The sequence below is a fragment of the Marinobacter sp. H13 genome (genome assembly GCF_059072335.1).
On record NZ_JCACRU010000001.1, the window covers coordinates 2,179,409 to 2,206,336 of the forward strand.

A 26,928-nucleotide genomic window follows, 5' to 3' on the forward strand; every position below is an offset into this window, starting at 1 on the left:
TTAGCCTGAGGACGAAAATGACATCATCCAAAGCCAAGATTGTCTACACACTGACCGACGAGGCGCCAGCCCTCGCAACACGGTCGCTTCTTCCCATCCTGGAAACCTACGCCAAGCCGGCTGGTATTGAATTCGAAACCAGCGACATCTCTCTCGCGGCGCGTATTCTGGCGAACTTCCCGGATTATCTGGAGGAAGATCAGCGGGTTCCGGATGCCCTGGCCGAACTGGGTGAATACACCAAGGACCCGGACGCCAACATCATCAAACTGCCGAATATCTCAGCGTCCATTCCCCAGCTGCGGGCCGCGATCAAGGAGTTGAACGAGCAGGGTTACAACGTTCCGGAATACAAAGAAAACCCGGAAAATGACGAAGAGAAAGAAATTCAGTCCCGCTATGCCAAGGTTCTCGGTAGTGCCGTTAACCCGGTGCTGCGTGAGGGCAACTCCGACCGTCGTGCGCCGACTGCCGTAAAGGCTTTTGCCCGCAAATACCCGCATTCCATGGGTGAGTGGAGCCCGGCCTCACGTACCCACGTGGCGCACATGCGTGGCGGCGACTTCTACTCCAGCGAGCAGTCGGTAACGCTGGACAAGGCCACCAAAGTCAACATCGTGTTCGAGAATAAGCAGGGCAAGCAGACCGTTCTGAAATCCGACCTGCCGCTGCAGGAAGGCGAAGTGCTGGACGGCATGTTCATGAGCAAGAAGGCGCTGGTGAAGTTCTTCGAGGACGCCATTGCCGATTGCGAGAACACCGGTGTCATGTTCTCCCTGCACGTGAAAGCCACCATGATGAAAATCTCCCACCCGATCGTGTTCGGTCACGCGGTGAAGGTTTTCTACAAGGATCTGTTCGACAAGTACGGCGAGCTGTTCGACGAGATCGGCGTGAACCCGAACAACGGTCTGTCGAGCGTGGTCGAGAAGATCAAGCAACTGCCGGAATCCAAGCAGGAGCAGATCCAGGAAGACCTGCACGCCTGTTACGAGCACCGTCCGGAAATCGCCATGGTCGATTCCGTCAAGGGCATCACCAACCTGCACGTTCCAAGCGACGTCATTGTTGATGCTTCCATGCCGGCGATGATCCGTAACTCCGGCAAGATGTGGGCGCGTGACAACAAGCTCAAGGACACCAAGGCGGTTATGCCCGAGTCCACCTACGCCACCATCTACCAGGAAGTGATCAACTTCTGTAAGACCCACGGTGCCTTCGATCCCACCACCATGGGTACCGTGCCGAACGTTGGTCTGATGGCGCAGAAAGCCGAAGAGTACGGCTCTCACGACAAGACCTTTGAAATCAAGGAAGACGGTGTTGTTCGCGTTGTTGCCGAAGACGGCACCGTGCTGACCGAGCACAACGTCGAGAAAGGCGACATCTGGCGCGCATGCCAGACCAAGGACCTGCCGATCCGTGACTGGGTCAAGCTGGCGGTCAACCGTGCCCGTGCCACCGGTATGCCGGCCGTGTTCTGGCTGGACGACGAGCGTGCTCACGACGCGCAGCTGATCCAGAAAGTGAACACCTATCTGAAGGATCACGATACTGAAGGTCTGGATATCCGCATCATGTCCCCGGTTCGCGCCATCCGCTGGACCATGGAGCGCCTGATTCGCGGCCTCGACACCATCTCCGTGACCGGTAACGTACTGCGTGACTACCTCACCGACCTGTTCCCGATCCTCGAGCTGGGTACCAGTGCCAAGATGCTGTCCATCGTTCCGCTGCTCAACGGCGGTGGCCTGTACGAGACCGGTGCCGGCGGTTCCGCACCCAAGCACGTGCAGCAGCTGATCCAGGAAAACCACCTGCGCTGGGACTCCCTGGGTGAGTTCCTGGCTACTGCGGTCTCCCTGGACGAGCTGGGCGAGAAGCAGAACAACGAGCGCGCGCGTCTGCTGGGTCAGACCCTGGACAAGGCCACCGAGCGTCTGCTGGAAAACAACCAGTCTCCGTCCCGGGTTACCGGCGAGCTCGACAACCGTGGTTCCCACTTCCACCTTGCCCGCTACTGGGCAGAGGAACTGGCCAACCAGGACAGCGACAAGGAGCTGAAGGAGTTCTTCACCAAGCTGTCCGCACAGCTGGAAGAGAACAAGGACAAGATCCTGGAGGAGATGACCGTGGTTCAGGGCAACCCGGCGGATATCGGTGGCTACTACCACCCGCCGATGGAGAAGGTCTGCGAAGTGATGCAGCCCAGTGCCACGCTGAACCGGATCCTTGAGGATGCCCGTGCATCTGTGAAGTAAGTCAGCGTTGAAGCATCCGGACTGACATCCGGATGCATTCAAAAACCGGACAACCCTTGCGGGTTCTCCGGTTTTTTTATGGCCGTGTACCGGGCGATCAGTCCTCGTCCGGTTCGTCCTGATAGCCTTTGCCGGTTTCGCCGGCTCGCCTGAGCTGAATCAGCGTGAGCGGCGGCCCCACCAGTTCAAAGATCACCGTTGCGCCAATAACCAGAGGCAGAATATACGTCAGTTCCGGCAGCCGTTCTGTGGCGAGCAGTGCCAGGCCAAGGGCAACGCCGGCCTGGGGCATGAGGCAGGCGCCGATCCGCTTCCGGGTATGAGATGCAGAACCGGCCAGATAGCCGCCGAACCGTCCGCCGGCCAACCTGCCGGCAATCCGTGCGGCAACATAGGCGAGGCCCAGTGCACCGAGAGTTGGTAGCATGGCCCACTCGAGCTGGTAGCCGGCCATGAAGAAGAACAGGGCCAGGAACGGCTCGGAAATCCCTTCAATTGAACGGAACGGGCGCACATGATGCCTTGCCCGGTTGGCGACCACGATGCCGAGGGTCATGCAGGTAAGCAGATAGGAGAGGCCAAGAAACGACGCGATGCCGGCGGCCACAAAGACAAACCCGGCGGACTCGAGCAACATCGGCTCCCCGGGCCGCAGCCGGCCAGTGAGCCAGGCCATGGGCAGACCCAGGACAATGCCCAGAAGAACCGCCCCCCCGACATCCAGAAGACCGATTCCAAGGGTCGAAAGCCCGGTACCGCCATCGCCCAGCAGCAGTTGTGCGCCGACCAGGCAGATACTGAACAGGATGGCGCCCCAGGCATCGTCAATGGCGACGACCTGAAACACCAGCCGGGTCAGCGGGCCGTTGGCACCCGCTTCCTTCAACGTATCCAGTGTTGCTGCCGGCGCTGTTGCCGTTGCGATGGAACCCAGGAGCAGCGCAGCGGGAAGATTCCGGGTAACCAGCCAGACTGCGACGGCAACAAAGGCTGCCGTTACCAGGGTGACCGCAATGCTCACGATCACCGCCTCCCGGCCTTCCGCCAGATTCTTCACAGCCATGCGCTCGCCCAGCAGGAAGCCGACCATGGCAAGCGTTAACTGGGTAATGAATCCGAAGTGATAGTCTGCACCCGTTGGCAGAAGATCCAGAAGTTCCGGTCCGGCGAGGGCCCCAAGCAAGAGCAACAGGGTGACCCTGGGCACGTGTATGCGCTGGCCGATGCCGTGTGCGGCCAGGGCCAGCAGCATGGTGCCGCCGATCAGTAGCAGATCCGTTGCGTGATTCACGGGTTACTCCTGGTGAGGAGGAGAGTGCAGCGGAGCGAAAGAGCCTCTGGTCAGGTGGGCCAAGTCCCGGGGCGCAAGTTCAATCTCCAGCCCCCGTCGCCCTCCGCTGACAAAGATGGTGTCGAAGCCCAGGGCCGAATCGTCGATAATGGTTTTCAGCTTTTTTTTCTGGCCCAGCGGGCTGACCCCACCCAGGACATAGCCGGTAGTACGTTCGACCAACTGTTTGTCAGCCATTCCGGCTTTTTTGCCACCTGCGGCCCGGGCAATCAGTTTCATGTTGAGCATGGCGGTCACCGGCACGATGCCCACGACCAGCTCCTTGCCATCGATGGCCACTACCAGAGTCTTGAACACCCGGGCAGGAGCCACGCCCGTTTTCTCGGCGGCCTCGGTACCATAATTCTCGTTCGCCGGATCGTGTTCGTACTCATGGATTGTATGAGGCACAGCGGCTTTGCGCGCAGCGTTGATGCCAGGCGTCATGCTCGGCTCCTGAAAGAGGACAGAGACCGGGAATTAAAGCAGCTAACCGGCACTGCAACAACTGCTCCGGGCCAGGGGCAAGTCATAGTGCGCCGGCGATTTTACCAGGGATGACATTTGTCGCTCGACTTAACGTCCCGTTATGACTATTTTTCGTACATTATAAATGTCCAAACACCGATGGCCGTGTGTTCGTGGAGCCTTTGCGGCCAGACCCTCAAGGAATGAACAGATTGAACGATAACCGGACACCCCTGCGGCGGGCTGGCTGGGCTGCGCTGGTCTATCTGATTGCCGGCTTCGCGTGGATTGCGTTTTCCGATACCGCCGCCGAGGCGTGGTTTCCCGACCCTCAGACCTTTTCCCTGGTCCAGACCTGGAAGGGGTTCCTGTTTGTCCTGACCACGGGCCTGGTGCTGTTCGTGGTGCTCCTGCGCCAGCTCACCAAGGACCGTGCCCTGCTCACCTTGCAGCATAATCAGCGCCAGGCCCTGCGCAAGCGGGAGCGTCAGCTACAGGTCCTGATGGATAACCTTCCCGGTATGGCGTATCGGTGCCTGTATGACCGGCATTGGACCATGCTGTTCGTGTCCCAGGGCTGTGCCCGCCTTACCGGCTATGAGCCTGAGGACCTTATCAATAACCGGGTGGCCAGTTACGCCAGCCTGATGGATGAAGAGGACAGTGAGCGGATCCTGGGCGAGGTGCAGGCGGCTCTGGACAACGACGAATCGTTTTCGGTGGAATATGGCCTTACCCGCCAGGATGGCAGTCGGATCTGGGTGTGGGAGCGTGGCCGGGGCGTCGAGGAAGAGGATGGCACGGTTGTGCTTGAAGGCATTGTGCTGGACATTTCCGATCGTAAGACCCTTGAAAACGAGCTTGAGGAAATGGCCACCCGGGATCCGTTGACCGGCCTGTTCAACCGCCGGGAAATGTCCAGGGTTCTGGAGGAGGAACTGGACCGCGCCAGGCGGTATCAGCGACCCATGGCGGTGCTCTGGGTTGATTTTGACCATTTCAAGGATGTGAACGATACCTTCGGCCATGCCGCCGGTGATTCGGTCCTCCGGTCCATCAGTCGCCTGCTGCTGGGCAGCGTGCGCAGCGTCGACGCTATTGGCCGGTTTGGCGGTGAGGAGTTCGTCATCGTGCTGCCGGAAATGGATCTTGAGGAAGCCCAGGATACGGCCGAGCGGCTCCGGCGCAAAGTGGCGGAAAAGCCGCAGCCGCTGGGGAATGGCCAGGAGGTGCCGCTGACCATCAGTGTGGGCGTTGCGGTCTATCCCGATCACGGGCAGACTGCACCCACGCTCTGTGCCGCCGCCGACAAGGCGATGTATCTGGCCAAACAGCGCGGTCGAAACTGTGTCGCCATGGCGCACCTGCACGACCAGGTCCATAATCAGTAATGAGACCCGTGTGCCGGACCGGGTGGAGACGGTGACGCCCGCCCGATTGCGACCCGGCCAATGTAAAACGGGTCGGTTCCTTTGAAGATAGAAAAACAACAACGTTACTGAAAAAGGTTTGAACTGATGAACCGACTTGCCCGCCGTGCCCTCCACACCAGCCAGATTCCCAAGGACCTTGAAGCCGTCACCTTCCGGGATGCCGCTGGTGAAAACCCTGCCGCCGCAGGCGTCAGCCAGGAAACGGTTGATGCCGTGTGGCGCAGCGTCCAGAGCATCTACCGCACCGGCGTGCATCCGGGGATCCAGATCTCCATTCGCCACAGGGGCGAACAGATCCTGCACCGGGCCATTGGCCATGCCAGTGGCAACGGCCCCCAGGACCCGCGAGGTGCGGTTAAAGTCCCGATGACCACAGAGACGCCCATCTGTTATTTCTCTGCCTCCAAGGCCGTGACAGCATTGCTGATGCACATGCTGGCAGAGCAGGGACTAGTCAATCTGATGGACCCCGTGTCGTACTACTGTCCGGAGTTCGGGGTGAACGGCAAGCGCACGATCACCGTTCACCAGATTCTCTCCCATCGGGGTGGCATTCCCGCAATTTCCCGGGATACGCCAATCGATGTGCTGTGGGACAATGACGAAGTCTGGAGACTGCTTTGTGCCGCCCGACCGGTGGAGGTCGATGGCGCCAAGGTGGCCTATCACGCCATCACCGGCGGCTTTGTCCTCCAGCAGGTACTCGAACGGGTGACCGGCGACACCATCGAGAACTACCTCGACAAGCACCTGCGACGACCCATGGGTATGAAGTGGTTTACCTATGGTATCGCCCCGGAGCATCTGAACGATCTGGCCTGCAACTACGCCACCGGGCCAACGCCCCGGTTCCCGGTTTCCTGGGTGGTTAACCGGGCTCTTGGCGGCGATATCCGGACCGTTGAGCGGGTCACCAACGATCCCCGGTTCCAGGAGGCAGTGATTCCGGCAGGGAATCTGTGTGGGACCGCCGAGGAGATGGGTCGTTTCTTCCAGATGATGCTGAACGGCGGACTCTGGAACGGCCGGCGAATCTGCAGCGAGATTACCATTCGCCGGGCCATTCAGCAGTTCGGTTCCCTGCAGATAGACCGCACCATGATGATACCCATGCGCTTCAGTGCCGGCATGATGCTGGGCGGCAATCCCGTGGGCCTCTGGGGCCAGCAAAGCCGCTTTGCTTTCGGCCACGTCGGGCTGATCAACAAGCTCTGCTGGGCAGACGCTGCCCGTGATATTTCGGTCAGCCTGCTGAACACGGGCATCCCGATTGTCGGTCATCACCTGCCGGCGCTGGCGAAGTTTGTGTATACCGTGGGCAACCGCTTCCCACTGATACCGGAACACCGGCGACCGCTGATCGCGGCCTGAGGCGGCTGCTTTAGAGGGTCCTCAGCTGGGCTTCCAGTATACCCAGCACCGATGACAGGATGTCGCGGAAATCCGTCAGTGTCTGGGTGCGCTGGATCACGTCCTCGCGGTTTTCATCGAGCCGCTCCAGTTTGGGGACCACCCGCCGAATGCCCTCGGTGATCACTTCGTAGGGGTAATGGTGGTCCTGGATACTGAGCTTGTTAATCTCGGCCACTTCCTGGCTGAAGATGCTGATGATGTCGTACAGCATGTCCTTGTGGTGAATACTGCTGGCTTCCCAGTAGGCGTCGTCCAACAGTTCCAGTAGCGACAGATATTCACGGAGGGTATCCGCCACGGATGTCTGGGTCATGGGAACTCCTGTCGGTGGGCAATGTCGTATCTACAGGGAACTATAGCAGGGCTTCGGTCGTGTAGATCGCAGGAAGCCCGGCAAGGCTGCAAATAAAAATGAAACTCTATTCATTTTAATTGCACTTTGTCTGACAGTTGTGCAGACTTGCCTGATGGGAAAAGGATCTATCACGACTCAATGGACGAGAAGCCGAATGGACAAGCCCACACCCCCCAGCCACCAGTCAGCCTCCCGCGAGGTCAAGCTGGACCATCACGACAGCGTTCGCAATCATGTGCACCAGCAGGTGCGCTCTGAAGTTGAACGGCTGGAGCGCCGAATAGAAACCCTGCGTCTTGTCAAAGCACCCCACGCGGCCATCATGATCTCCACCTATGAACGCATGATCGACCGCAAGAAAGGCTTCCTGCAGAACTGGGACCTCAGGGATGGCGGCGCCGGCTAGCGGCCGGCGACAGGCACTGTTGTCCAGCTGGTAATCGCGTCGGCATCTTCCTGGTAGGTGCAATTGGCCGGATTCGGAATGGTGTCCTGCCCGTCGGTTGAGTCAGGGTCGTCAATGCGCGCTGGCTCGCCGTTCGAGGCAAAAATCCTCACCAGATCCATGTTGTAATCCAGCTCGACTCTCAGGCAGTCCGGGCTGTTGTCTCCCAGGCCATAACCTGGATAGCGATCGAGTGTGATCACCTCGGATTCGTCATTCTTTATAAACAGCGTGTCGGTGTTTTCGTCAATGAAATCCTGGCGCAGTTCAATGCTGCCATGGTTCCGACTCAGGTAGTCGGCCGTTGCAAACTCGGTGGGACTGTAGCCCAGCGTCATGAAGCTGTTGGCATCGAACCGGCTGCCTGCCAGCACGCTGACAAGTTCCGGCTGGGCTGCCTGGTCGTCTTCCTCCACGCTGCGGCTGACGTACTGGATAGTGCGATAGACCTTGTTTTCCAGATCCGACTCCTCCGGGCCATCCGGCAGGTAACGCCAGTCCAGGGTGGGGTAGATCCAGAGCTGGTCGTTCAGTGGCAGATCGGCAATCACCGCCGACTGGTCTGTGAACCGGATCTGGGCGCCGTTGCCCCGGGTGTTGTAGGTGCCCGCGACGCCATCGGCAATGCGTTGGCTGATGTACCGTTTGCCTTCCTGGAAATTGGTGACTTCGCCGGAAGCCAGCACCTGGTTCATCAGGTCCAGCGGGTTGCGCACACTGTCATAGCTGGTGCCGGCGTCCGTTGGCGTGGCGCGGATGAAAACCTCGATGTGGCTGCGTATTTCCCCGGTGGTTTGCAGGTCGTCGGAATCGTCTGCTGCCGGCTGGATGCCCCGGTAAAAGTCCCAGAAACGGGTATTGCCGAGGTTGTCCGGTGCCACCTCGGTGTTCTCCAGGGCGAAGCTCGAGAACGTCAGATCCACATTGGTGGCCGGATTGAACGCTGAAGGGCCGGTGTCCTCAAGTCCGCAGCCACTCAGGACAAGCGTGGTCATGGCAACAGCAGCGAAAATGCAGGAATGTCTCATTTCAGAAGGCCCCGGGATGCGATAAACGGTGTAAACGGCTAAAGTGAGTCACCAGGACGGTATGGCCCCGGTGCGGTTACCGACAGTAAAACAAAAAACAGGTATCTACCCTCGCGGAGATCACATTTTGCGGCAACGGCTTGAATTGGCGCCCCCGGCGGTGACGTCTTTGATGGTAGTTCTGCTGCTCCTGGTCACGGCCATGATGCCGTCCTCGGCCAGTGCAGCCGGGCCCTGCCGTGATGGCGAGATTGTCCTGGATGGCGGTGTCGAGAGCATCCGTGATCTGGGTGGCTGTATCTGGTACCTCGAGGATCCGGAGCAGGCACTGACTCTGGAAGAGGTTCGCAAACTGGAATCGGGTGCCTTCACCCGCCACGAAGGCGGCGTGTTGAACTTCGGCTACACCGAGTCCGCATACTGGGTGCGCCTGGATCTCCGCTCCGCGGGCAATCCGGACCAGAACGGATGGATCCTTGAGCTTGCCCTGCCTCTGGTGGATGAAGTCACCCTGTTCATGGTCCGCGACGGGGATCTGGTCGATCAGCGACAGGCGGGTTATGAGGACAACTGGGTGGAACGGGACCTGGCTGTCCCCAACCCGACATTCCGCCTTTCACTGGCACCGGATTCCCTGAGCCACGTCTACTTGCGGGTGGTCAACACCAATACTTTCCGTCTGCCGATCAGCCTCTGGCATCCGGACAGCTACATCGAAAAAGTCTCGGTGGATGAGCTGGTGCGGGGCATCCTGCTTGGTTCGGTGCTGGCCATTCTTGCCTACAACCTGTTCGTCGCGGTCTCGGTTCGCGAGCGGAGCAACATCTATTACGTGCTCTACCTGGTCTTTGCGGCCATCTTTATCTTCACCGAACAGGTTCACGGTATCCAGCTTCTCGACAGCCGGCCCGCTCTGTTCGACAAACAGTTCCTGCATTTCCAGATTATTCTGACCTGGTTCTGGGGCCTGCTGATGGCAAGGTCGCTGCTTGAAACCCGGGAACGGTCGGCCGATCTTGATCAGGTCATCCGCCTGTGCCTGTATTCGGTGGTTGCCACTTTCGTGCTGTCGCTGTTCCTGCCCTACCACGTCGCCATGGAATGGATTGTGGTTGGCTCCATTCTGCTGAGCCTGATTTTGATCGTGGTCAGTTACCTGTCCTGGCGCTATTACAATCCGGCGGCCCGTTCCTATTTTTTCGCCTGGACACTGGCGCTGGTGGGCTTCGGTATCTATGCCCTGACGGTGATGGGCATACTGCCATTGAACACCTTCACCGCTTACTCACCCCAGTTTGGTCTGACCGCGCAGATTATCCTGTTTTCTTTTGCCCTCGCAGACAGGATCAAGCAGGTCCAGGGCGAGGCCCTGGGCTGGAGCCAGCGGGCGTTGTCGAACCTTCAGCGTTACCAGTCGCTGTTCGATAACGCCATCGAGGGCGTGTTCCAGATGTCGCCGGACCGGCGATTTGTCACGGCCAATCCCGCCATGGCGCGCCTGCTGGGCTATAACAGCAGCCGCGAGTTGCTCAAGCGGAACCCGGACGTACTGGAAACCTGCATCGCCGACGAGCGGTTGCGGCGGCTGGTGATCGAGCAGCTGGAGGCCCGGGGCACGGTCAAGGGCATTGAGGCCCGATACCTTACCCGGGACGGTGACGAGCGCTGGGCGACCATCTCACTGCATACGGTGTATGACACCGAGGGTGAGCCGACCCATCTGGAAGGCACCTGCATCGACGCCACCGAAAGTCACAATCGCTTGAGGATCGAGAGGGAGCGCGAGCAGGAGCGTCTCGAGAAGGAGCTTGCCCGCAATTCCGCGGAGGCGAAAAGCCAGTTCCTGGCCAATATGAGCCATGAGATCCGCACACCGCTGGCAGCCATCATCGGTTACGGAGAAACGCTGCTTGATCCGGATCTCAGTGAACCGGAGAAAAGAAGCAGTGCCGAGACGGTGGTGCGCAGCGGCCGACATCTGCTGGACCTGGTCAACGACATCCTCGACCACTCGAAAATCGACGCCAACAAACTGGATGTGGACATCGTATCGGTCAATCTGCCGGAACTTCTTGACGAGATTCGCGCCTTCTTCGCGCCAAGAGCCCGGGAAAAAGGACTGGATTTCAGCATCATCTGCGAATACCCGTTGCCGGAGCAGGTGCGCACTGACCCCACCCGACTGCGCCAGATCATTATCAACCTGTGTGGTAATGCCCTTAAATTTACCGATAAGGGGTCCATTTCCCTGGTGGTCCGTTGTGATCGCGATCAGGAATTGCTCGTGGCCCGGGTCGTGGATACCGGCATTGGCATGAAGCCGGAGCAATTGGGGCGGCTGTTCGATCCCTTTGCCCAGGGCAGCGCCGCCATTTCCAGGCAATATGGTGGCACCGGCCTCGGGCTCAGCATTTCCCGGCGTCTGGCGGAAATGCTTGGCGGCAGTATCCGGGTGAACAGCACCTATGGCGAGGGCAGCGAGTTTGAGCTTTCGATCCGGACCGGGCCACTGGATGAGGTGCATTTCCTGCGCGACGCCTCGGAGCTGAGCCAGCGCCGCCGGACCATCCCCATGGTTGTCGCGCCGCGATTGTCAGGGCGTATCCTGTGTGCCGAGGACAACGAGGTGAACCGGCGGCTTGTTTCCCTGTTGGTGTCTCGAACCGGAGCCGAGCTTGTCCATGTGAGCAACGGAGCGGAAGCCCTGGAAATGGCGATTCGCGAACCCTTTGATCTGATCCTGATGGACATACAGATGCCGGTGATGAACGGCCGTGACGCCACGGCGGCACTTCGCGAAGCCGGGGTGAATACGCCGGTCATCGCGCTCACCGCCAATGTGATGTCCGAGGACATTGCCGATTATCGCCTGGCCGGCTGCAATGAACACCTGGCGAAGCCCATCGACAAGCAGCGCTTCTATGAAACACTGGGACGATACCTTTCGGTGACGCCGGCCTCCGCTAATGAACGAACCTCACGCTATCAGGGCAAGGTGCTGGTTGCCGAAGACAACACCGAAAACCGGCAGCTGGTAGAGCGTATGCTGCGCCGGGAAGGTCTGGACGTCGTGGCAGTGACCGGCGGCGAGGACGCGGTTCGGACTGCATTGTCCGATACGGTTCATCTGGTGCTGATGGACCGTCACATGCCGGGAATGGATGGTGTTGATGCCACCAGGTTGCTGCGCCAGGCCGGGTTCCGCCGGCCGGTGATTGCCTTTACAGCCGGCGATCAGCAGGAAACCGATGCATTGCTTGAGGCCGGATGTGACGGCGTGCTGAACAAGCCCATTGATCAGTCCCACCTGACGGCCCTGCTGGATCGGCTGCTGGGCACGGGCCCCGTTTTCGCCGCGGATACCGGCGAAGACGCTGAAATTGCCCACCTGGTGGCACAGTTTCTTGATGGGCTTGCCGCGCGGCGGACCCGAATGGATGCCGCGCTGGCGGACGCAGATCGTGAAGCAATGAAAACCGAAGCCCACCAGATCAAGGGCACGGCGGGTGCCATGGGCTATCCGCTGATGACCCGACAGGCGGGTATACTGGAAGAGCTGCTGAAAGTCACTGAGCCGGACTGGGAACGTGTTCGCAGCGAACTGAAGGAACTCGGTGAAATGATAGACCGTGCCCTCGCCGCTGCGAAAACGCCAGGCTGACGTGTGTGAGTATGACCAACAGGAAGAACCCGATGAGTGAGCTGCCGGAACGCCGAGAACACCATTCCCTGAGCATGATGTATGGTACCTATGCCGACATCCTGTTTGTGTTGTTTCCCTTTCTGATTATCGGTATGCAACGGTTGTGGGAAGGCCGGCTTTACGAAACCCTGCTGCGACCGGACCTGAGCATCGCCGCCGCTATCCTTGCCGGTCTGGCTATCGGCAAGTTCGTGCTCGGTCTCGTGACCAACCGGGAGCTCGGGCGCTACAAGGAGCGCATTGTTTTCTTCATCGCCCTGACGCTTTTCGTGGTGCTGGGGCCGGCAATCATTCTGATCCTGAGTATACTGGGAAGCGCGGATGTACCCGGTTTTGTAACCTTTGTTCAGCCGATCCTTCTGATTATTGCGATATCCCTCTACACAACCGCTGTGAGCATCAGCAATATACTGACACGGTTTGGCATGGAGGACGGGACGACGGCCAATCCGGAGACCTCGCCACGCTCTGACTACAGTGACATGAGCGAGCCCCGACCAGCGCCGCTGGACCTGCCACGGCGCACAGGCAACGACCCGACAGTTTGAGAGGAGCAACCCACATGACGGATCTGAAAGTGCTGGTAGTGGAAGATGAGCCTGTGATGCGAGAGCGGCTCGTGGATATGCTCTACAACGCTGGCGCAACCAAAGTGATCGAGTGTATTGACGCAGCTTCCGCCAGGACGGCTTTCAAAGCCGGGGAATTTCACATCATCCTGCTGGATCTGGGGTTGCCGGACGGCGATGGGCACGAACTGATGCTGGAATTCATGGACGCCCGTGAGGAACAGCACATTGTGCTGGTGACGGCGGACGATTCGATCGAGAGTATTCAGCGTGCGATCAGTGCCGGCGCTAACGGCTACGTGGTCAAGCCTTATTCCCAGGAAAAAATACACGATGTGGTCAACAATTACGCCATGGTTCACGGCGGCGATATGGCGATGATGCAGGGTCTGAACCGGCGCCACTGACCGGTTCAGACACGCGGCTTCTGAATCAGGCGACCTGCCGGGCAATCCAGGAATTGTAACGGGTCGCCAATGCTCTGACGTACCTTGCCTCGGCGTCGTTCATATTGCCCAGGACGCCCTTGAAGATCCAGCCCCGCTCATACACTCCCAGCACCCGCTGTTCGTCATCCAGATTGACGCGCTGATTAAGTTTTTTGCAGATGGCATCCAGCAGCGGCAGCTTCTCCGGACGCTTGATCGGGCCCTGGCGATTGTTCATGGGCTGGTTTGCTGCGCGAGTTGTCGGATGTCTTTTCATGATGTTCTCCTTGTCGTTTTGCGGCTGCAAAAACAAAACCCCGGTGCCTGAAGCGACCGGGGTTTCGCGGAGAAGCTGACCCGGTCGCTACATAGGCTCCCGGGACTGACCGAAAGCCGTTAGATGTCTTTCACCATCGCGCGGACAGACTGCCCTGCATGGCAACCTGCTGCTGTGTAAGCGCTGAACTGTGGAATCATTCTGGTCATACCGGCTCTTATGTTTCGGTTCGACTACCAGTGTATAGGCTAATGGGCCGTTTGCAATAGCCCGGCTTCTTCGGCAAACCCCTACAGACGGCCTCCAGGGGCGCTTGGCATAATTCTTTCCGTCACGTGTTTTACGTTGTGCAATCCCGACTGCCTGCCGCGCCAGGCAGTCGATGGATCTCTCCTTTCTACGCAGCCTCTATGGCTGCGTTTTTTTTGGGTAGTGGAATCTTCGTAGCCATTACTTCTTACAGATTTTGCGGCCTGTCCCGGCGATAATTCGCACACTAATATTCGATTAATCGCCATCAACAGACAGAGGTTGAAACCTAGCAAAATGTCCGACGAAGCCGGATCTGCCAGTAAAAAGTTCCGTTCCCACGCATTGATTGAACTCGCCCTGATTATTGCACTTGGTCTTTACCTGCTGGTCGCGCAGGAGCAGGTCGTGGGTGAGAATCTCGTGTTTACCGTGACCGGAGCCGCGCTCATGGCCCTGGTGACCTACTGGACGCTGAATACCCTTCGGGATGGTCTCGAGGTCATCGCACTGCGTGTCCGTCACGCCAGGCACTGATCAACCGGGAATGCGTCAGGCCTGCCGGGTTTGACCCGTTAACGGCGCCAGTTCGTCCTGATTCGGCGCAATCCGTTCCCAGGTCTTGTGGAGAATCAGGGCATCGTTTGCGGCCCGATGCACAGGCAGGCCAAGCTCTGTAATCACCTGTTGGCGAAGTGCTGACCATTCGCGCACCTGCCTCGTGTCCAACAGCGCTGAAATGGATTCAAGCTGAAACGTTGGCGTCATGCGGGCGGCCTTGAACAAACGGTGCAGCCAGAAACTGTCGAAGGTCCAGGCATCGCAAAACACCTGTTCCGGCAGCAGTTCGTTGAGGGCACTGGCGACTTCGCTCACCGCAATACCATCCGCTTCCAGGGTCTCGCGGGAAATGCCGTGAATCTGCTCAGCGCTTTGTGACCAGTCCTGCCACAGCACGTGGGGGCTGATCAGCCAGCTGTGGAGAGTGCCATCCGGCATGCAGATTCCCACCTCAATGGGGTAGCTCGCGATCAGATCAAGGCTTGATGCCTCGAAATCGATGAATGCCGGCTGGATAGTGGTCATGGAGTCAGTGTAGCTGATGAGTTGTTTTTCGCTGAGATTACCCGCCCCGCAAGCGAGACGCGAACCCAACCTGTTCCTGCACTGTTACAATATGTCCATTCATTGTAAAAGCCCGATGACAGCAACAGGCCTCGGGCGCGACAGTAAACCAGCCAAATCCGAACCGCACCATACGGGGAGCCCGAATGACAGACACCGTAGTCGTTATCTATTCCGGAGGCATGGACTCCTACACCCTGCTGCATCTGGCCCGGGAGCGCGGCTACCAGGTTCATGCCCTGTCCTTCAACTACGGGCAGCGCCATGTCCGGGAGCTTGAGTGCGCGCGTTCGGTCTGTGAAGCGCTGGGTGTACCCCACAAGGTGATCGATATCCGCGCCATGAGTGAGGTGATGGCCGGCTCATCGCTGACCTCGGATATCGATGTGCCGGAAGGCCACTATGAAGAAGACAGCATGAAAGCGACCGTGGTGCCTAACCGAAACATGATTCTCCTGTCCCTGGCGACCGGTTACGCCGTGACCGCAGGTGCTGGCGCCGTCTGGTACGGAGCTCATGGTGGCGACCACGCTATCTACCCGGACTGTCGCCCGGAGTTTGTGGATAAAATAGACGCGGTCTGCCGCGTGGCCAACTACGAGCCGGTCGGCATTGAGGCGCCTTTCATGACCATGGACAAGGGTCAGATCCTGGCTGAAGGCCTGCGCCTGGGACTGGACTATGCACAGACCTGGACCTGCTACAACGGCCGGGAGCGGGCTTGTGGACGCTGCGGCTCCTGTGTTGAACGACTGGAAGCCTTCGCTGCCAATGGTGTCAAAGATCCCCTGGACTACGAGGCGGCAAGCTGATGTATCGGGTCAAGGAAGCCTTCTACACGTTGCAGGGTGAAGGTGCCCAGGCCGGGCGTGCTGCCGTGTTCTGTCGTTTCAGCAAGTGCAACCTTTGGACCGGTCGCGAGAAGGACCGCGCCACTGCCGTGTGCAATTTCTGTGATACCGATTTTGTCGGTACTGATGGCCAGAATGGTGGTCGCTTTGAAACCCCGGAGGAACTGGCCCGTCACATACGCAATCTTTGGCCGGAGGCACCCGGCAAGCCCTACGTGGTCTGCACCGGTGGCGAGCCCCTGCTGCAGCTGGATGCTCCCCTGATCGAGGCTCTGCACCGGGAAGGGTTCGAGGTAGGGGTAGAGACCAACGGTACCCTGCCCGCGCCCGAAGGCATCGACTGGCTCTGCGTCAGTCCGAAAGCCGATGCCCCGGTGGTGCTTGAGGCCTGTGACGAGCTGAAGCTGGTCTATCCCCAGCCCCTGGCGATGCCGGAGCGATTCCTGGGCATTCGCGCAAGCCATTATTTCCTGTCGCCGATGGCCTCTCCCTCGATACCGGAAACGGCTGTGGATGAGATCAAACAAAGCAATACCCGACGCGCCACCGATTATTGTCTCGCGCATCCGCAGTGGCGCCTGACCCTGCAAATGCACAAGATCATCGGCATCGACTGATTACCCCGTGGCCAGTGCCCGCCTGGCGGTAATCAGCCCAGGGCCGGGTTGCGAAATTCGGTAATGGCTGGGGCTGCTGCCGGTCCAGCGCTTGAAAGCCCGGGTGAAATTCGCCGCGTCGGCGTAACCGAGGGCATCGGCAATCTGGCTCAGATTCATGGTGGTACTGCGGAGCAGATCCTGTGCCCGTTCCAGGCGGACCTGATCTACCAGCTGCTGGAAACTGGCGTCTTCTTCCTGCAGCCGCCGCTTGAGCGTTCTCTCGGACACAAACAGGGTGGCCGCTACCCTGGCCAGTTTTGGCGGGAAGGGGTGGCTGGTCTCGATTACCCGTCGGACGCGACAGGCAAATCCGGCGTCTTCGGTCAGCTGCCGCAGCGCCTCCTCGCACTGGGCTTTGGACGAGGCCGCCAGTTGATCATCGGTGAAGCGCACGGGCAGGCTCAGACGGCCAACCGGAATCACCAGGGCATTCTCCGTAGCGCCGAATTCCACCGGCACCGGGATCTGTGAGCGGAAACGCTGGAAATAGGCCGGCTCCGTTCCCCGGCGAACAATCCGCAAACCGTCAATGACCGAGCCTGTCAACTGTGCCCCCATGGAAACGCAACCGAACAGCATGGCATCCATGATAAAGCCGTGCAGAGGCCCCAGGTCGATATCACAATGCACAACGTACCAGGCCAGGTTGCCGGTCTCCCGTTTGCAGACCCGAAGGTGAGGCACCCTTAGCGTCAGGTATCGGGTCATCAGCTCCATGGCATCGCCCAGGGTACGGCTACTCATGACGGCCGTACCCAGGGCGCCGTGCAGGGGCAGCTTCAGCTCCCTGGCGAGCATGATACCGAGCCCCGGTTCGCCGCTCTCGATAATGGCCCGGGTGACGAATTCGCTGGCCTGGGTCTGGCTCACCCGCCGATCGGTGGATTGCAGGCGGACCGGGTCAAGACCGACCCGGAGGAGGAGGTCCTGTTCGTCAACACCGATGGTGTTCAGCAGTTGGGCCAGAAGATGCAGGTAGATGGCCGGCATGCCCAGGTCCTGTGCCGTTGAAACGGAGGCGCGCATGGGATTTCCTCGTCTGATTCTGTTCTTGTTATGTCGCAGAACGCTTGGTTTCGACGATTATGGCGCCTCGCGGCTCGTTGCCCCATGACTTCGGTGACGGAATAAATGGCCTGAAAGGCCAATCATCGGCCGGTTGGCAGGAAGCATCCGGATCGATCACTGGCCATGACGGCGGACGAAGTGTTCCAGAGCTGCGGCAGATCGCCCGGGCGTTTCCAGCATCGGAAGATGTCCGACACCCCGGAACATGTGGATTTCTGCCTGAGGCGTGGCCGAGCTGAACCAGTCAACGCAGCGGGTCGGGGTAATCACGTCACGGTCGCCCCACTGAACCTGCAGTGGTGGTGTCTCGGGGCCCAGGTAGCGGGCCGGTGCCAGCGCGTCTGCCACCATGTCACTGAAGATATGCCGGAGGGCCTCGGTGCGGCCCAGGAGATCCGGTCCGAGAAGGCCGGCCATGGCAAGTCCGGAGACCGTGGGCTTGCCGGTGCCAACACTGTTGAACATGCGGTAGACGCCTTTCCAGTCCCGTGGAATCAGGATGCCATCCCGGTCAGGCTTCAGGGGGGCGTGAATGTCTGCCTCTTTATGTTCGGGGATGCCGGCGCTGTTGAGCAACGTCACCGAGCGGGGCGCCGGATCCAGTGTGTGGGCCAGTATTGCGGCAATCGCGCCACCCATGGAGCTGCCGGCCAGATGGATGTTGTCCGTGTTAACGCCCGCAAGCCACTGAGCCAGTCGACGGGCCTGGGTTTCGTAGCGGTAGCAGGCCTCCGGCCGGTAATCACTCTCCCCGAATCCCGGCAGATCCGGCGCCAGAAGATGCCAGCGTCTTGGCAGTCTTTGCAGCCACAGCCCCCAGTTTTCCTTCATGGCGGCAAAGCCATGAATCAGGACGATCGTCGGGCGGCCGACACCTGGCGATCCCCGTTCCAGGAAAACCATCTTGTGGCCATCGACCATGGTTTCATGGCGGCGGGCCTGGAGAAGTAATCGTTGTCCCGTGCGGGCAGCGGGCCAGAAGTTGGGGGCAGGAATTCTCATGGTTGTCAGCGATCACCGGTTTTGGGTCTGACCACCAGTCTACCGGGACCAGTATCCGGAGCCTTGGCCACAGTGCCCGTGGACGTCGGCGAATGGGCAACAGATTGCCCGTGACGGGGCGTCGAAAGTCAGAGCTTCAGGTCGACAATCACCGGATTATGGTCGCTGGATCGCCAGGGTCCCCGGCCGGATGCCGGGTGATCGCTCCGGTAGTCGAGTACCCGGGGCTCATCGGCGTTCACCAGCCAGCTCCAGGCGCCCGTAACCCTTGGTTTTAAGGTCTCGGAGGCGAGTGCGAAATCCAGCGAGCCCTTCTGACCACGGTAACGGTAGGTGTAGTGACCACAGATCTTTTCGGTGCAGGGATGGAAATGGTGCACCATGCTGGTAAAACCTGCCTGCTCCAGCACTGCGATGGGATGTTCGCGGGCATAGCTGTTGAGGTCACCGATTATCAGGGTGCCGACTGAATGGTGCCTGCGGGTATCGCTGCCGGACCAGGCCGCCAGTGTTTTCGCTTCGTTGGTCCGCCGGCTCGCGTAGCAGCCCTGGCCATCGGCCTGGTCCTGATTATCGCCACGGGCGCCCCGACAGGATTTCGATTTAAGGTGAGGAACAATGACCCGAACGGTAGCATCACCGTCCGTTCGGCCGAAATCCTGAGCCAGGGGAGGCCGGCCTCCCGATTCAAATGGCCCTTTGGCAAGCCGTTCTGGCGAGCCAACCGCGCTAATCCGGTCGCTGCGGTAGAGCAGGCCGGTCCGGATCTCGTCATCGCCGTCCTGGCCGGGCGTGCTGACGAACCGCCAGGTGCCGCCCAAGGCCTCTGCAAGTTCCGCTATGGAACTTGCCGGTCCATAGCCGTCGTTCTCAAGTTCGGTCAGCGCAAGAATGTCCGGATCGGGGGCCAGAAGTGTGTTCACCAGTTGTTGTTGCTGGCGCCGGAATTCCGCCGGTGTCCCGGCCCCGCGACTCGTTGGAAACTCGCCGCCCCGGCCATCTCCGTTAAAGAAATTACCAAGGTTCAGAGCCATGATCCGCACCGAAGCCTCATGCCGCGGCCCGGGTGCGGTTTCTCTGGGATTGGTGGCGAGGAAAGCCGGCTCCTGAGAGGGCTGGAGCCGCCAGGCATCGAAGCGGAAATCCAGCACACCGATGAGCCCTTTAATCTGATCCCCGGCCCTTACGGTTGCCGAAGACAGGCCGCCCGGGGGCCAGGGTACCGGGCGGGGGTCTCTCCTGGACCGGTTGTCATCAAGCAGAACGCGGTTTGCCCCGGCCCGGGTGAATGCCCGGTGTGCTTCTTTGCCGGGGGGCAGGTATTCCGTAGGCTGGACCTGGTCTGAGGCCGCCAGCCCAAGCTCGCCGTAGCGAGCCAGGTTGTAGTTGTCCACCACCGTCAGGGGCTGGCGAAAGGTAACTCTCATGTTCTCCAGATGTTTCGGATCGACGGCCCAGGGCAGGGTGATGGCAATGGGCGCTGGAAGCGGCCCACGCCCGCACGCCCGGATGCTCCGAACCGACACCAGTTCGGTCAGCCCGTGGTATTCCTTCACCTTTCCGGTTACCCGCACTCGCATGCCGACATCGGCGATTTCACGATCGGTGTAAATAAACAGCGCTTCGGAAGTGGCGGGATTTCCGTCGGTCTGATGGTCGGCCTGCTGCAGGTAAAAACCACCAAAGCCGCCCTTTGCCCGGGAATCCTGGGTCAGGATGCCCTCGACGGTGACGGTAGCTCCTGCCATGGGTGAGGCCGGTCCAGTGCCCTGGACCCGGGAAATGGGCGTTGCGGGATCACCACAGGCCGATTCTGCCCTCCCTGCTGCGGGCAGAAATGACAGAATCAGAACGCCGAGAAAGACATACCGCCAGGTCCCAGGGCTCACACTGGCAGTTTAGCTGAGGCCGGCAACGGCTTTGAGGGCCTGTTCGCGTTTGCTGCCAAATCCCAACTGGTCGGGATTGGCCAACTCAAGCTGTTGCACCAGCGGATCCGGGTGCTGATTGTCGAAGGTAATACCGAGCCGTGATAGCACGTAGGGGGCAAGCGCGGCACGGGTAGCAACTTCCAGGCGACCCTGTTCCATGCCGTAGTCACGGGCAATGATCTCTTGCTGGGCTTGGGTCAGGCGCTGATCCGGGGTAACCACCAGGGTAACCTCCCGGTTCCAATGCTCGTCCTGGTCCCGATTGTGTCTGGCGCGCTGTCGGAGAGCCTCCGGCGAGGTCCGGAATCGGCTCAGGGCGAAATCCCGGAATTCCCGGTTTGAGTCGCACCATGCCCGCAAGTGCCAGCTGTCGCCGGCACAAACCAGAGTGTGCGGCTCAAGTATGCTTTCCACCGCTTCCGGTCGGCTAAGGGAGGCATAGCTGGCCCGCAGCTGTCTTCCCTGTCGTGTTGCCGTCACCACCGCACGCATGGTTTCCGGCGCGATGACGCGATTCGGACCCTGAACCACGGTGCTGTCCGGCAGGCCAATGTTCAGGGATTCAAATGTGGTGCTCAGGTTTTGCTGGCGGGCAAGCAGGTCCAGATATTCATTGACCACGCCTCGGGTGACCACCGGGCGAAATCTATCTGCCGGGACATAACCTTTCAGGTGACGGTCGTAAACCAGATTGCCCGGCGCCAGTTCGCGCAGATAGGTGTTGATATCCTTGGACGCCTGCTGACGACCGATCCCGAAACTGTGGCAGATGTGGTTGGTAGTCAGACGACCTTCCCACAGGGCAATCGTTTCGATAAGTCGATAGCGAAGCAGCAGATCCCAGCGGATGGGCCAGTCCGTTTTTTTCATAACCAGGCGCTCACGGTCCAATGAATAGCTCGTTTTCATGTTACCTGCTCCGGCACTCATGGTCTGTTACGGCGCATTAATGTAAAACCCTGTTAAACCGCTACACGGCGGCCTTTGCGGGTTTTTGTGATGCAGTTAACAGGTTTCGGGAAGTGCCTAGTGGCTTCACTTCCCGCTACTGATCTAATACGTCGCCGGCAAAGTCCGGGACTTGTTGCTATTTTGTTTGTCATCCAAGCGAAAATACCCTGTAACGCCCGGAGCCGATGTAATGACCCGAATGGTCACCTCCCTGTCTGCCCTGATTCTAAGCATTATTCTGCTGGTCAGTGGCAATGCATTCCTGATGACACTGCTGGGCATCCGTCTGAGTATCGAGGCGATATCGCCGGATATTATCGGCTGGATTCTGGTCTGCTATTCCATCGGTTTTGTATTGGGTACGCTCTATGTTCACCGGATTATCGGCCGGGTTGGTCATATCCGGGCGTTCGCGGTGTTTGCCGCCGCTGCCGCTGTCACGTCGTTACTCTATCCGATGGCCGTTTCCGAGATTTTCTGGGCTGTTCTGCGGGTACTCTCCGGGTTCAGTATTGCCGGTGTGCTGGTGGTCATCGAGAGCTGGTTCTCCAGCCGTGCCACCAATGCCAACCGCGGTGCGTTGTTTGCGGTGTACCAGATTGTTTTCTATCTGTCCGCCGCCGGCGGCCAGCTCATCGTGAATATCGGCGACCCCGCCAATTTCATGCCTTTCTCGATTGCCGCGATTCTGTTGGCGCTGGCGCTGATGCCGCTGGCACTGACCAAAATGGAAGCGCCCGTTATTGAGCAGGTTCAGCGCATCTCTATTTTCACTTTGGCCCGGGAATCCTTTTCCGGTGTTGCCGGCGCCCTGATCTGCGGCGTCATGATCGGCGGCTTTTATGCGCTTGGGCCGGTGTACGCAACACTGGTCGGGCTGGACGTTGCACGGACATCCACGTTCATGGCCAGTGCCATTGTCGCGGCCATGATCCTTGCCTGGCCGCTGGGCCGGCTCTGCGACCGTTTCGACCGGCGCCGCGTGATGTTCTGGATCGCTCTGGTAGCGGCTTCAGCCGCAGGCGGTGTTGGAGTTCTCGGGGCTGGGAATGCGTGGCTTTTGACCCTTCTGGTTGGTGTGTTCACGGGGCTTTCAGCCGCTTTGTACCCCGTAGCCGTGGCCATCACCAATGACCGTATGGAAAGCACCCGTATTGTGGCCGCTAGTGCCACCCTGTTGCTCAGTTACGGCGTTGGCAGTGTCATCGGGCCGGTTGTCATGGCGGAGCTGATCAATCTCCTGGGGCCGAAAGGCCTGTTCTTCGGTAATGCCGGCTTCCTGCTGCTGCTGGCCTTGATTACCAGCTACCGGATCAGTCATACCGAGGACGTTGCCGTTGCAGATCAGGAGCACTTCGTACCTGCCATGCCGGAAGCGTCGCCGGTGCTTGCTGAAATCGATCCGCGGAACAGCGAGTTCCATGAGTCTCCTGAAGTCGAGGAAATGCACGAAGAGCAGCGTCAGGCGAGCTGACGCTGCTTTCGGTTTTCCCCAATTTTGTTTTTACTTCCGTATCTGTTTTTATCACAATGGTTAGCATACTATTGGTGACTTTCCGATAATGTGATTAATTGGCCGAAGGCGCGGCAGCGCCCGGCCCGGGCCAAGCCCTCTTTTGATATGGAGTGACGACAAATGAGAGACCAGTTTCCTTTTGCGGTAGCGCGGGTTACCCGGCGCTGGAGAAAAATGCTGGACGAGCGCCTGAAGGATCTGGGCGTCACCCAGGCGCGCTGGAGCACGATGGTGTACCTGGAAAAAGGCGGTGAGGGCCTCACACAGCGTGAGCTGGCAAGCCTGATGGCGATCGAGAATCCGACCCTGGTTCGACTGCTGGACAGTCTCGAGCAACAGAATTTGATTGAGCGCCGGCCCTGCCCGAACGATCGCCGTGCGCGGCGGCTGCATCTGACCAACGCCGGCCGGGCGTTTATGGATGACCTTTCCGAGCGAGCCGAGGTGCTGCGCGAGGAAATGCTGGAAGGCATCAGCGACAAAGAGATCGAGTGCACCGTAAAGGTGTTCCACAAGATCCTGGAAAACGCCGAAAAGCAGAAATAACCCTTGGCTGATAACTCAGTTGAGGGTCTGAAAGCCCGCTACGGGGATCGCTGGCGTTGGCTGGCGGTGGCCACGGTGATGATAGGCACCATGGCTACCGTACTCAGCGCCACCGTAGTCAACGTGGCGTTGCACGATATCATGGTGGAGTTCGGCATTCGCCAGGGCCAGGTTCACTGGCTGGCAACGGGCTTTATCGCCGCCATGACCACCACCATGCTGGCCTCCTCCTGGCTGCTGGATCACTTCGGGGTTCGCAAGACCCTTGCCGTAGCCATGTTTCTCTTTACCCTGATTTCCCTTGCCGGCGGTTTTGCCGAGACGCCGGGGCAGCTTATCGCCGCCCGGATCGGCCAGGGTGCCATGGCCGGCCTGATGCAGCCCATGGGCATGTATCTGGTGTTCCGGATTTTCCCCCGCGATCGCCGCGGCCAGGCCATGGGTATCTACGGTATGGGGGTGATTCTGGCCCCGGCCCTCGGTCCGGTGCTGGGAGGCTTTCTGGTTGATCAGCTGGACTGGCGCTACGTGATGTTTGCACCGGCTCCGGTTACGCTTCTGGGTGTGTTGATGGCCTGGCGTTTCCTGCCTTTGCCGGTCTCCCGGCCGGCGCCCTATCGGTTTGATCTGCCCGGTTTGTTACTGCTCGGCCTCACCATTGCCCTGTCCCTGGATACCCTCAACCGACTGCAGCAGGCGTCAGGACAGCAGACGTGGATTCTTGCTGAAGCATTGCTGGCCCTTTGCGGGCTGGTGTTCTTTGTGTTGCGTGAACGGCAGACTGCGCACCCGCTGGTGAACATCGGCTTGCTGCGCAAACCGGCATTCCTGTTCGCCTGCCTCGGGGCCATGGCGCTGGGGCTGGCGCTGTTCGGATCCACTTATCTTATTCCGTTGTTTGTCCAGACAGCCCTCGGGTTCAGTGCGACGGAGGCAGGGTTGCTGATGCTGCCTGCAGGGATTGTCCTGGGTATGACGTTCCCGCTGGCCGGTCGGCTGGCGGACAGACATAGCGCCCGGGTTCTGGTTGTCTTCGGGATTGGTGTATTTGCCCTTTCAGCCGTACTGTTCGCGATGTCAGACCTCGAGCTGGCGTTCGGCTGGCTGGTTCTCTGGACCGTTTTGGGGCGCGTTGGCATCGGATTCATGCTTCCGGCTCTGTCGACCGGTGCCCTGAACCCGCTGGAGCCACAGGAGTTAGGTGCCGGCTCCAGTAGCCTGAACTTTATGCGACAGCTCGGGGGCGCCTTTGGTGTCAACCTGGTGGCCCTGACCATCGAGTTCGGCGAGCACAGTGCGGGCATGCCAACGATCAATGCGTTCCATTCCGCCTGGTGGCTGGTGGCGGCATTCGTAGCGGTTGCGGCGATCCCGGTTTGGCGAATGCGGGTCTAGGAAGACCTTTGGTTGCGGCCCCGCGCCGGATTCATTATTATGCCGGCATCTCTTCAGGGGAGTAGCCTCCGCATCGGAATGTCCGAGCGGATGATAGTCAACATACTTGGGGCCAAATCCCCATGGCTATCATGTTTCACCGCAACACCGGTGATATTGGCAAGACCTGAGGCGGTTTCACCTCCATTGGGCGGAAGGTGGGCTGCCTCATGTCTGGTTATCCGCCCTGGAGTTTTTCATGGACGCTTTTCTCGCCTCGACGGTTGCTGTTGCCATAGCGGAAATTGGTGACAAGACCCAGTTGCTGTCGCTTTTCCTGGTTGCCAGATACGCCACACGCCTGCCTATTATTCTCGGCATTTTTGTCGCAACGGTTCTCAACCACGCCTTATCTGCCTGGCTCGGTGCCTGGGTCGCTTCCTTTATTCCAGAAGCCTGGCTGCCCTGGATTCTGGCCGGCAGCTTTGTCGCCATCGCTCTGTGGCTACTGGTGCCCGACAAGGATGACAGCGCAGACTCGAAGTTTCTGGGCATGGGGGCGTTCATGGCCACCACCATCATGTTTTTCCTGGCGGAAATCGGCGACAAGACCCAGGTGGCAACGGTCGTTCTCGCCGCCCGCTTTACCGAAACCTTCTGGGTTATTCTGGGCACCACGGTGGGGATGCTGCTGGCCAACATACCGGTTATCATGGCAGGACGCTGGCTGATGGAACGGTTGCCCCTTGCCACAGCCCGGATTGGCGCAAGCGTTCTGTTCGTGGTGCTTGCCGTTGTAACAGTGTGGGCAACCTTTATGAACTCCTGAGGGTACTTGCTGTCACTGTACCCGGTTGCCTGATGCTTTCGGAATGTTTTCTATGTGGTTCAGATTCTTAATGGTTTTTGCTTTGGCACAGCTCCTGGCATTTCCGACCATCGGTTCGGAACAGCCTGTGGAGGCTGTCAGTAATTCGGATACCCCGGAGAAACCCGACAGAAGCCCTCGTGTGCCCACCTTCCCGATCCAGGGGGACCTGGCCGGAGAGCTTGGCGTATTCGAGACCCGTTACGAGGACACTTTTGCCGGCATTGGCAACCGTCTGGCCATGGGCTATCTGGAGTTGGTGAAGGCCAATCCCGGTGTCGACCCCTGGCTACCCGGAGAAGGCACTACGATTACCCTGCCGCGCCATTATGTGCTGCCCGACTCCCGGCGCGAGGGCATTGTCATCAATCTTGCGGAGTACCGCCTGTATTACTTCACCAATGGGGGAGTTCAGGTGTACCCGGTTGGAGTGGGAACGGCTGAAAATCCCTCTCCGCTGACCGATGCCGAAGTCACCATGCCGCTGGAATCTCCGGCCTGGTATCCGCCGGCCAGTATTCGCGCGGAGTACGAGGCATCAGGTGAGTACCTGCCCCGTATGATTCCTCCGGGCCCCGGGAATCCGCTTGGTACCCACGCCCTGTTGCTGAGCGAGAAAGGCTATCTGATCCACGGCACCAACAAGAAGTTTGGTGTGGGCATGCCGGTCAGCCATGGCTGTTTCCGGATGTACAACGAGGATATCTCCCGGTTTGTTTACCAGGTTGAGAAAGGTACACCGGTTCAGGTTGTCCACGATGCCGTCAAGATCGGTTTCTCGGATGGTGAGGTCTGGCTTGAGGTGCACCGCCCCCATGAAGACTACCCCCGAGAAGATCGCGACCGTTTATGGCAGCAGGTCTTCGCTGAAGTTGAAGCTTTCCGCAGCCAGCACCCAGGCGTTGAGGTCAAGCGTGGCGCCATTGAGCTGGCAGTGGACCAGGCCGATGGTCTGCCAACCATGATTGGTGAACGGGTTACCCAAATGGCCGCAGACAAGACCGTGGAAGAGAAGTCACCGGAATCGGCCAACGAGCCGGAGCAGCGGCTATACTTCTGACATAGAGTTCCGGGCAAG

The 26,928-nt window shown here is 59.5% G+C and carries 25 protein-coding genes and 1 riboswitch; of the genes, 15 read left to right on the top strand and 10 right to left on the bottom strand.

The window, feature by feature from the left end; translation table 11 throughout:
* Positions 1–17 precede the first annotated feature (17 nt).
* Positions 18–2,261, top strand: coding sequence for an NADP-dependent isocitrate dehydrogenase (locus AC5JQH_RS10060; RefSeq protein ID WP_493805543.1), 2,244 nt, complete (start codon positions 18–20; stop codon positions 2,259–2,261).
* A 97-nt stretch (positions 2,262–2,358) separates the two neighbouring features.
* Here the strand turns inward: AC5JQH_RS10060 and AC5JQH_RS10065 are convergent, their stop codons facing one another.
* Both AC5JQH_RS10065 and ybaK read right to left on the bottom strand, forming a co-directional pair.
* Positions 2,359–3,552: a cation:proton antiporter gene (locus tag AC5JQH_RS10065; RefSeq protein ID WP_491713059.1), complete on the bottom strand. Its 1,194-nt coding sequence runs from the start codon at positions 3,550–3,552 to the stop codon at positions 2,359–2,361.
* Positions 3,553–3,555: 3 nt separating this feature from the next.
* Positions 3,556–4,038: a Cys-tRNA(Pro) deacylase gene (gene ybaK / locus AC5JQH_RS10070; protein ID WP_491713060.1), complete on the bottom strand. Its 483-nt coding sequence runs from the start codon at positions 4,036–4,038 to the stop codon at positions 3,556–3,558.
* A 224-nt stretch (positions 4,039–4,262) separates the two neighbouring features.
* Between ybaK and AC5JQH_RS10075 the strand changes: the two genes are divergently transcribed.
* A complete protein-coding gene (locus AC5JQH_RS10075; RefSeq protein WP_491713061.1) occupies positions 4,263–5,450 on the top strand; it encodes a GGDEF domain-containing protein in 1,188 nt (395 codons plus the stop codon).
* 126 nt (positions 5,451–5,576) lie between these two features.
* Positions 5,577–6,863: a serine hydrolase domain-containing protein gene (locus AC5JQH_RS10080; RefSeq protein WP_491713062.1), complete on the top strand. Its 1,287-nt coding sequence runs from the start codon at positions 5,577–5,579 to the stop codon at positions 6,861–6,863.
* Between the two features lie 10 nt (positions 6,864–6,873).
* Here the strand turns inward: AC5JQH_RS10080 and AC5JQH_RS10085 are convergent, their stop codons facing one another.
* Positions 6,874–7,218, bottom strand: a complete 345-nt coding sequence (locus AC5JQH_RS10085; RefSeq protein WP_008176786.1) for a hypothetical protein — start codon at positions 7,216–7,218, stop codon at positions 6,874–6,876.
* Between the two features lie 196 nt (positions 7,219–7,414).
* Here AC5JQH_RS10085 and AC5JQH_RS10090 point away from each other — a divergent pair, with 196 nt between their 5' ends.
* Complete coding sequence (locus tag AC5JQH_RS10090) at positions 7,415–7,666, top strand: hypothetical protein (RefSeq protein WP_491713063.1); 252 nt, start codon at positions 7,415–7,417, stop codon at positions 7,664–7,666.
* Here AC5JQH_RS10090 and AC5JQH_RS10095 read toward each other — a convergent pair.
* Positions 7,663–8,733, bottom strand: a complete 1,071-nt coding sequence (locus tag AC5JQH_RS10095) for a hypothetical protein (protein WP_493805544.1) — start codon at positions 8,731–8,733, stop codon at positions 7,663–7,665. The two genes, AC5JQH_RS10090 and AC5JQH_RS10095, sit on opposite strands and share 4 nt — an antisense overlap.
* Before the next feature lie 172 nt (positions 8,734–8,905).
* Here AC5JQH_RS10095 and AC5JQH_RS10100 point away from each other — a divergent pair, with 172 nt between their 5' ends.
* The 3 genes from AC5JQH_RS10100 to AC5JQH_RS10110 are packed head-to-tail and all read left to right on the top strand — an operon-like array spanning position 8,906 to position 13,412.
* Positions 8,906–12,394, top strand: coding sequence for a response regulator (locus AC5JQH_RS10100; RefSeq protein ID WP_493805545.1), 3,489 nt, complete (start codon positions 8,906–8,908; stop codon positions 12,392–12,394).
* A gap of 32 nt (positions 12,395–12,426) precedes the next feature.
* Entirely contained in the window at positions 12,427–12,984 is a 558-nt protein-coding gene (locus tag AC5JQH_RS10105) for a hypothetical protein (protein ID WP_008176794.1), read from the top strand.
* A 14-nt stretch (positions 12,985–12,998) separates the two neighbouring features.
* The gene (locus tag AC5JQH_RS10110; RefSeq protein WP_493805546.1) at positions 12,999–13,412 is read left to right on the top strand and encodes a response regulator; all 414 of its coding nucleotides are present in this window, start codon (positions 12,999–13,001) and stop codon (positions 13,410–13,412) included.
* Between the two features lie 25 nt (positions 13,413–13,437).
* Here AC5JQH_RS10110 and AC5JQH_RS10115 read toward each other — a convergent pair whose 3' ends face one another.
* Positions 13,438–13,710 (bottom strand): hypothetical protein, encoded by a 273-nt coding sequence (locus AC5JQH_RS10115; protein ID WP_041645887.1) that lies wholly within the window; start codon positions 13,708–13,710, stop codon positions 13,438–13,440.
* A 531-nt stretch (positions 13,711–14,241) separates the two neighbouring features.
* Here AC5JQH_RS10115 and AC5JQH_RS10120 point away from each other — a divergent pair.
* On the top strand, positions 14,242–14,496 hold the full coding sequence (locus AC5JQH_RS10120) for a hypothetical protein (protein ID WP_257903044.1): 255 nt from the start codon (positions 14,242–14,244) through the stop codon (positions 14,494–14,496).
* Between the two features lie 15 nt (positions 14,497–14,511).
* Here AC5JQH_RS10120 and AC5JQH_RS10125 read toward each other — a convergent pair whose 3' ends face one another.
* On the bottom strand, positions 14,512–15,045 hold the full coding sequence (locus AC5JQH_RS10125) for a 3'-5' exonuclease (RefSeq protein WP_039882176.1): 534 nt from the start codon (positions 15,043–15,045) through the stop codon (positions 14,512–14,514).
* Between the two features lie 185 nt (positions 15,046–15,230).
* Between AC5JQH_RS10125 and queC the strand changes: the two genes are divergently transcribed.
* Entirely contained in the window at positions 15,231–15,896 is a 666-nt protein-coding gene (gene queC / locus AC5JQH_RS10130; RefSeq protein WP_493805547.1) for a 7-cyano-7-deazaguanine synthase QueC, read from the top strand.
* On the top strand, positions 15,896–16,552 hold the full coding sequence (gene queE / locus AC5JQH_RS10135; RefSeq protein WP_008176809.1) for a 7-carboxy-7-deazaguanine synthase: 657 nt from the start codon (positions 15,896–15,898) through the stop codon (positions 16,550–16,552). Before queC ends, queE begins: the two co-directional genes overlap by 1 nt.
* Here the strand turns inward: queE and AC5JQH_RS10140 are convergent, their stop codons facing one another.
* The 4 genes from AC5JQH_RS10140 to AC5JQH_RS10155 form a co-directional block, all read right to left on the bottom strand.
* On the bottom strand, positions 16,553–17,620 hold the full coding sequence (locus AC5JQH_RS10140) for an AraC family transcriptional regulator (protein ID WP_493805548.1): 1,068 nt from the start codon (positions 17,618–17,620) through the stop codon (positions 16,553–16,555). It abuts the gene before it with no gap.
* A gap of 156 nt (positions 17,621–17,776) precedes the next feature.
* Positions 17,777–18,664 (bottom strand): alpha/beta fold hydrolase, encoded by an 888-nt coding sequence (locus AC5JQH_RS10145; protein WP_008176813.1) that lies wholly within the window; start codon positions 18,662–18,664, stop codon positions 17,777–17,779.
* Positions 18,665–18,792: 128 nt separating this feature from the next.
* Positions 18,793–20,412: an ExeM/NucH family extracellular endonuclease gene (locus AC5JQH_RS10150; protein WP_493805549.1), complete on the bottom strand. Its 1,620-nt coding sequence runs from the start codon at positions 20,410–20,412 to the stop codon at positions 18,793–18,795.
* Between the two features lie 150 nt (positions 20,413–20,562).
* The gene (locus tag AC5JQH_RS10155) at positions 20,563–21,465 is read right to left on the bottom strand and encodes a helix-turn-helix transcriptional regulator (RefSeq protein WP_169702234.1); all 903 of its coding nucleotides are present in this window, start codon (positions 21,463–21,465) and stop codon (positions 20,563–20,565) included.
* A 271-nt stretch (positions 21,466–21,736) separates the two neighbouring features.
* On the opposite strand from AC5JQH_RS10155, the gene AC5JQH_RS10160 reads away from it, so the two are divergent.
* The 5 genes from AC5JQH_RS10160 to AC5JQH_RS10180 all read left to right on the top strand — a co-directional run bounded on the left by AC5JQH_RS10160 (position 21,737) and on the right by AC5JQH_RS10180 (position 26,910).
* The gene (locus AC5JQH_RS10160; RefSeq protein WP_092032257.1) at positions 21,737–23,020 is read left to right on the top strand and encodes an MFS transporter; all 1,284 of its coding nucleotides are present in this window, start codon (positions 21,737–21,739) and stop codon (positions 23,018–23,020) included.
* A gap of 162 nt (positions 23,021–23,182) precedes the next feature.
* Entirely contained in the window at positions 23,183–23,608 is a 426-nt protein-coding gene (locus tag AC5JQH_RS10165; RefSeq protein ID WP_008176821.1) for a MarR family transcriptional regulator, read from the top strand.
* A gap of 3 nt (positions 23,609–23,611) precedes the next feature.
* Entirely contained in the window at positions 23,612–25,003 is a 1,392-nt protein-coding gene (locus tag AC5JQH_RS10170; RefSeq protein ID WP_008176822.1) for a DHA2 family efflux MFS transporter permease subunit, read from the top strand.
* Between the two features lie 51 nt (positions 25,004–25,054).
* Positions 25,055–25,237, top strand: a riboswitch (yybP-ykoY riboswitch).
* A 4-nt stretch (positions 25,238–25,241) separates the two neighbouring features.
* On the top strand, positions 25,242–25,811 hold the full coding sequence (locus tag AC5JQH_RS10175; RefSeq protein WP_008176825.1) for a TMEM165/GDT1 family protein: 570 nt from the start codon (positions 25,242–25,244) through the stop codon (positions 25,809–25,811).
* Between the two features lie 52 nt (positions 25,812–25,863).
* Entirely contained in the window at positions 25,864–26,910 is a 1,047-nt protein-coding gene (locus tag AC5JQH_RS10180; protein WP_008176827.1) for a L,D-transpeptidase family protein, read from the top strand.
* Positions 26,911–26,928: the final 18 nt, after the last annotated feature.

Bases quoted from the DNA above. Each gene is read 5' to 3' on its own strand.
- AC5JQH_RS10060 (WP_493805543.1), top strand. From the start codon at position 18: ATGACATCATCCAAAGCCAAGATTGTCTACACACTGACCGACGAGGCG.
- ybaK (WP_491713060.1), bottom strand. From the start codon at position 4,038: ATGACGCCTGGCATCAACGCTGCGCGCAAAGCCGCTGTGCCTCATACA.
- AC5JQH_RS10075 (WP_491713061.1), top strand. From the start codon at position 4,263: ATGAACAGATTGAACGATAACCGGACACCCCTGCGGCGGGCTGGCTGG.
- AC5JQH_RS10080 (WP_491713062.1), top strand. From the start codon at position 5,577: ATGAACCGACTTGCCCGCCGTGCCCTCCACACCAGCCAGATTCCCAAG.
- AC5JQH_RS10085 (WP_008176786.1), bottom strand. From the start codon at position 7,218: ATGACCCAGACATCCGTGGCGGATACCCTCCGTGAATATCTGTCGCTA.
- AC5JQH_RS10090 (WP_491713063.1), top strand. From the start codon at position 7,415: ATGGACAAGCCCACACCCCCCAGCCACCAGTCAGCCTCCCGCGAGGTC.
- AC5JQH_RS10095 (WP_493805544.1), bottom strand. From the start codon at position 8,733: ATGAGACATTCCTGCATTTTCGCTGCTGTTGCCATGACCACGCTTGTC.
- AC5JQH_RS10100 (WP_493805545.1), top strand. From the start codon at position 8,906: ATGGTAGTTCTGCTGCTCCTGGTCACGGCCATGATGCCGTCCTCGGCC.
- AC5JQH_RS10105 (WP_008176794.1), top strand. From the start codon at position 12,427: ATGAGTGAGCTGCCGGAACGCCGAGAACACCATTCCCTGAGCATGATG.
- AC5JQH_RS10110 (WP_493805546.1), top strand. From the start codon at position 12,999: ATGACGGATCTGAAAGTGCTGGTAGTGGAAGATGAGCCTGTGATGCGA.
- AC5JQH_RS10115 (WP_041645887.1), bottom strand. From the start codon at position 13,710: ATGAAAAGACATCCGACAACTCGCGCAGCAAACCAGCCCATGAACAAT.
- AC5JQH_RS10125 (WP_039882176.1), bottom strand. From the start codon at position 15,045: ATGACCACTATCCAGCCGGCATTCATCGATTTCGAGGCATCAAGCCTT.
- queC (WP_493805547.1), top strand. From the start codon at position 15,231: ATGACAGACACCGTAGTCGTTATCTATTCCGGAGGCATGGACTCCTAC.
- queE (WP_008176809.1), top strand. From the start codon at position 15,896: ATGTATCGGGTCAAGGAAGCCTTCTACACGTTGCAGGGTGAAGGTGCC.
- AC5JQH_RS10140 (WP_493805548.1), bottom strand. From the start codon at position 17,620: ATGCGCGCCTCCGTTTCAACGGCACAGGACCTGGGCATGCCGGCCATC.
- AC5JQH_RS10145 (WP_008176813.1), bottom strand. From the start codon at position 18,664: ATGAGAATTCCTGCCCCCAACTTCTGGCCCGCTGCCCGCACGGGACAA.
- AC5JQH_RS10150 (WP_493805549.1), bottom strand. From the start codon at position 20,412: ATGGCAGGAGCTACCGTCACCGTCGAGGGCATCCTGACCCAGGATTCC.
- AC5JQH_RS10155 (WP_169702234.1), bottom strand. From the start codon at position 21,465: ATGAAAAAAACGGACTGGCCCATCCGCTGGGATCTGCTGCTTCGCTAT.
- AC5JQH_RS10160 (WP_092032257.1), top strand. From the start codon at position 21,737: ATGACCCGAATGGTCACCTCCCTGTCTGCCCTGATTCTAAGCATTATT.
- AC5JQH_RS10165 (WP_008176821.1), top strand. From the start codon at position 23,183: ATGAGAGACCAGTTTCCTTTTGCGGTAGCGCGGGTTACCCGGCGCTGG.
- AC5JQH_RS10175 (WP_008176825.1), top strand. From the start codon at position 25,242: ATGGACGCTTTTCTCGCCTCGACGGTTGCTGTTGCCATAGCGGAAATT.
- AC5JQH_RS10180 (WP_008176827.1), top strand. From the start codon at position 25,864: ATGTGGTTCAGATTCTTAATGGTTTTTGCTTTGGCACAGCTCCTGGCA.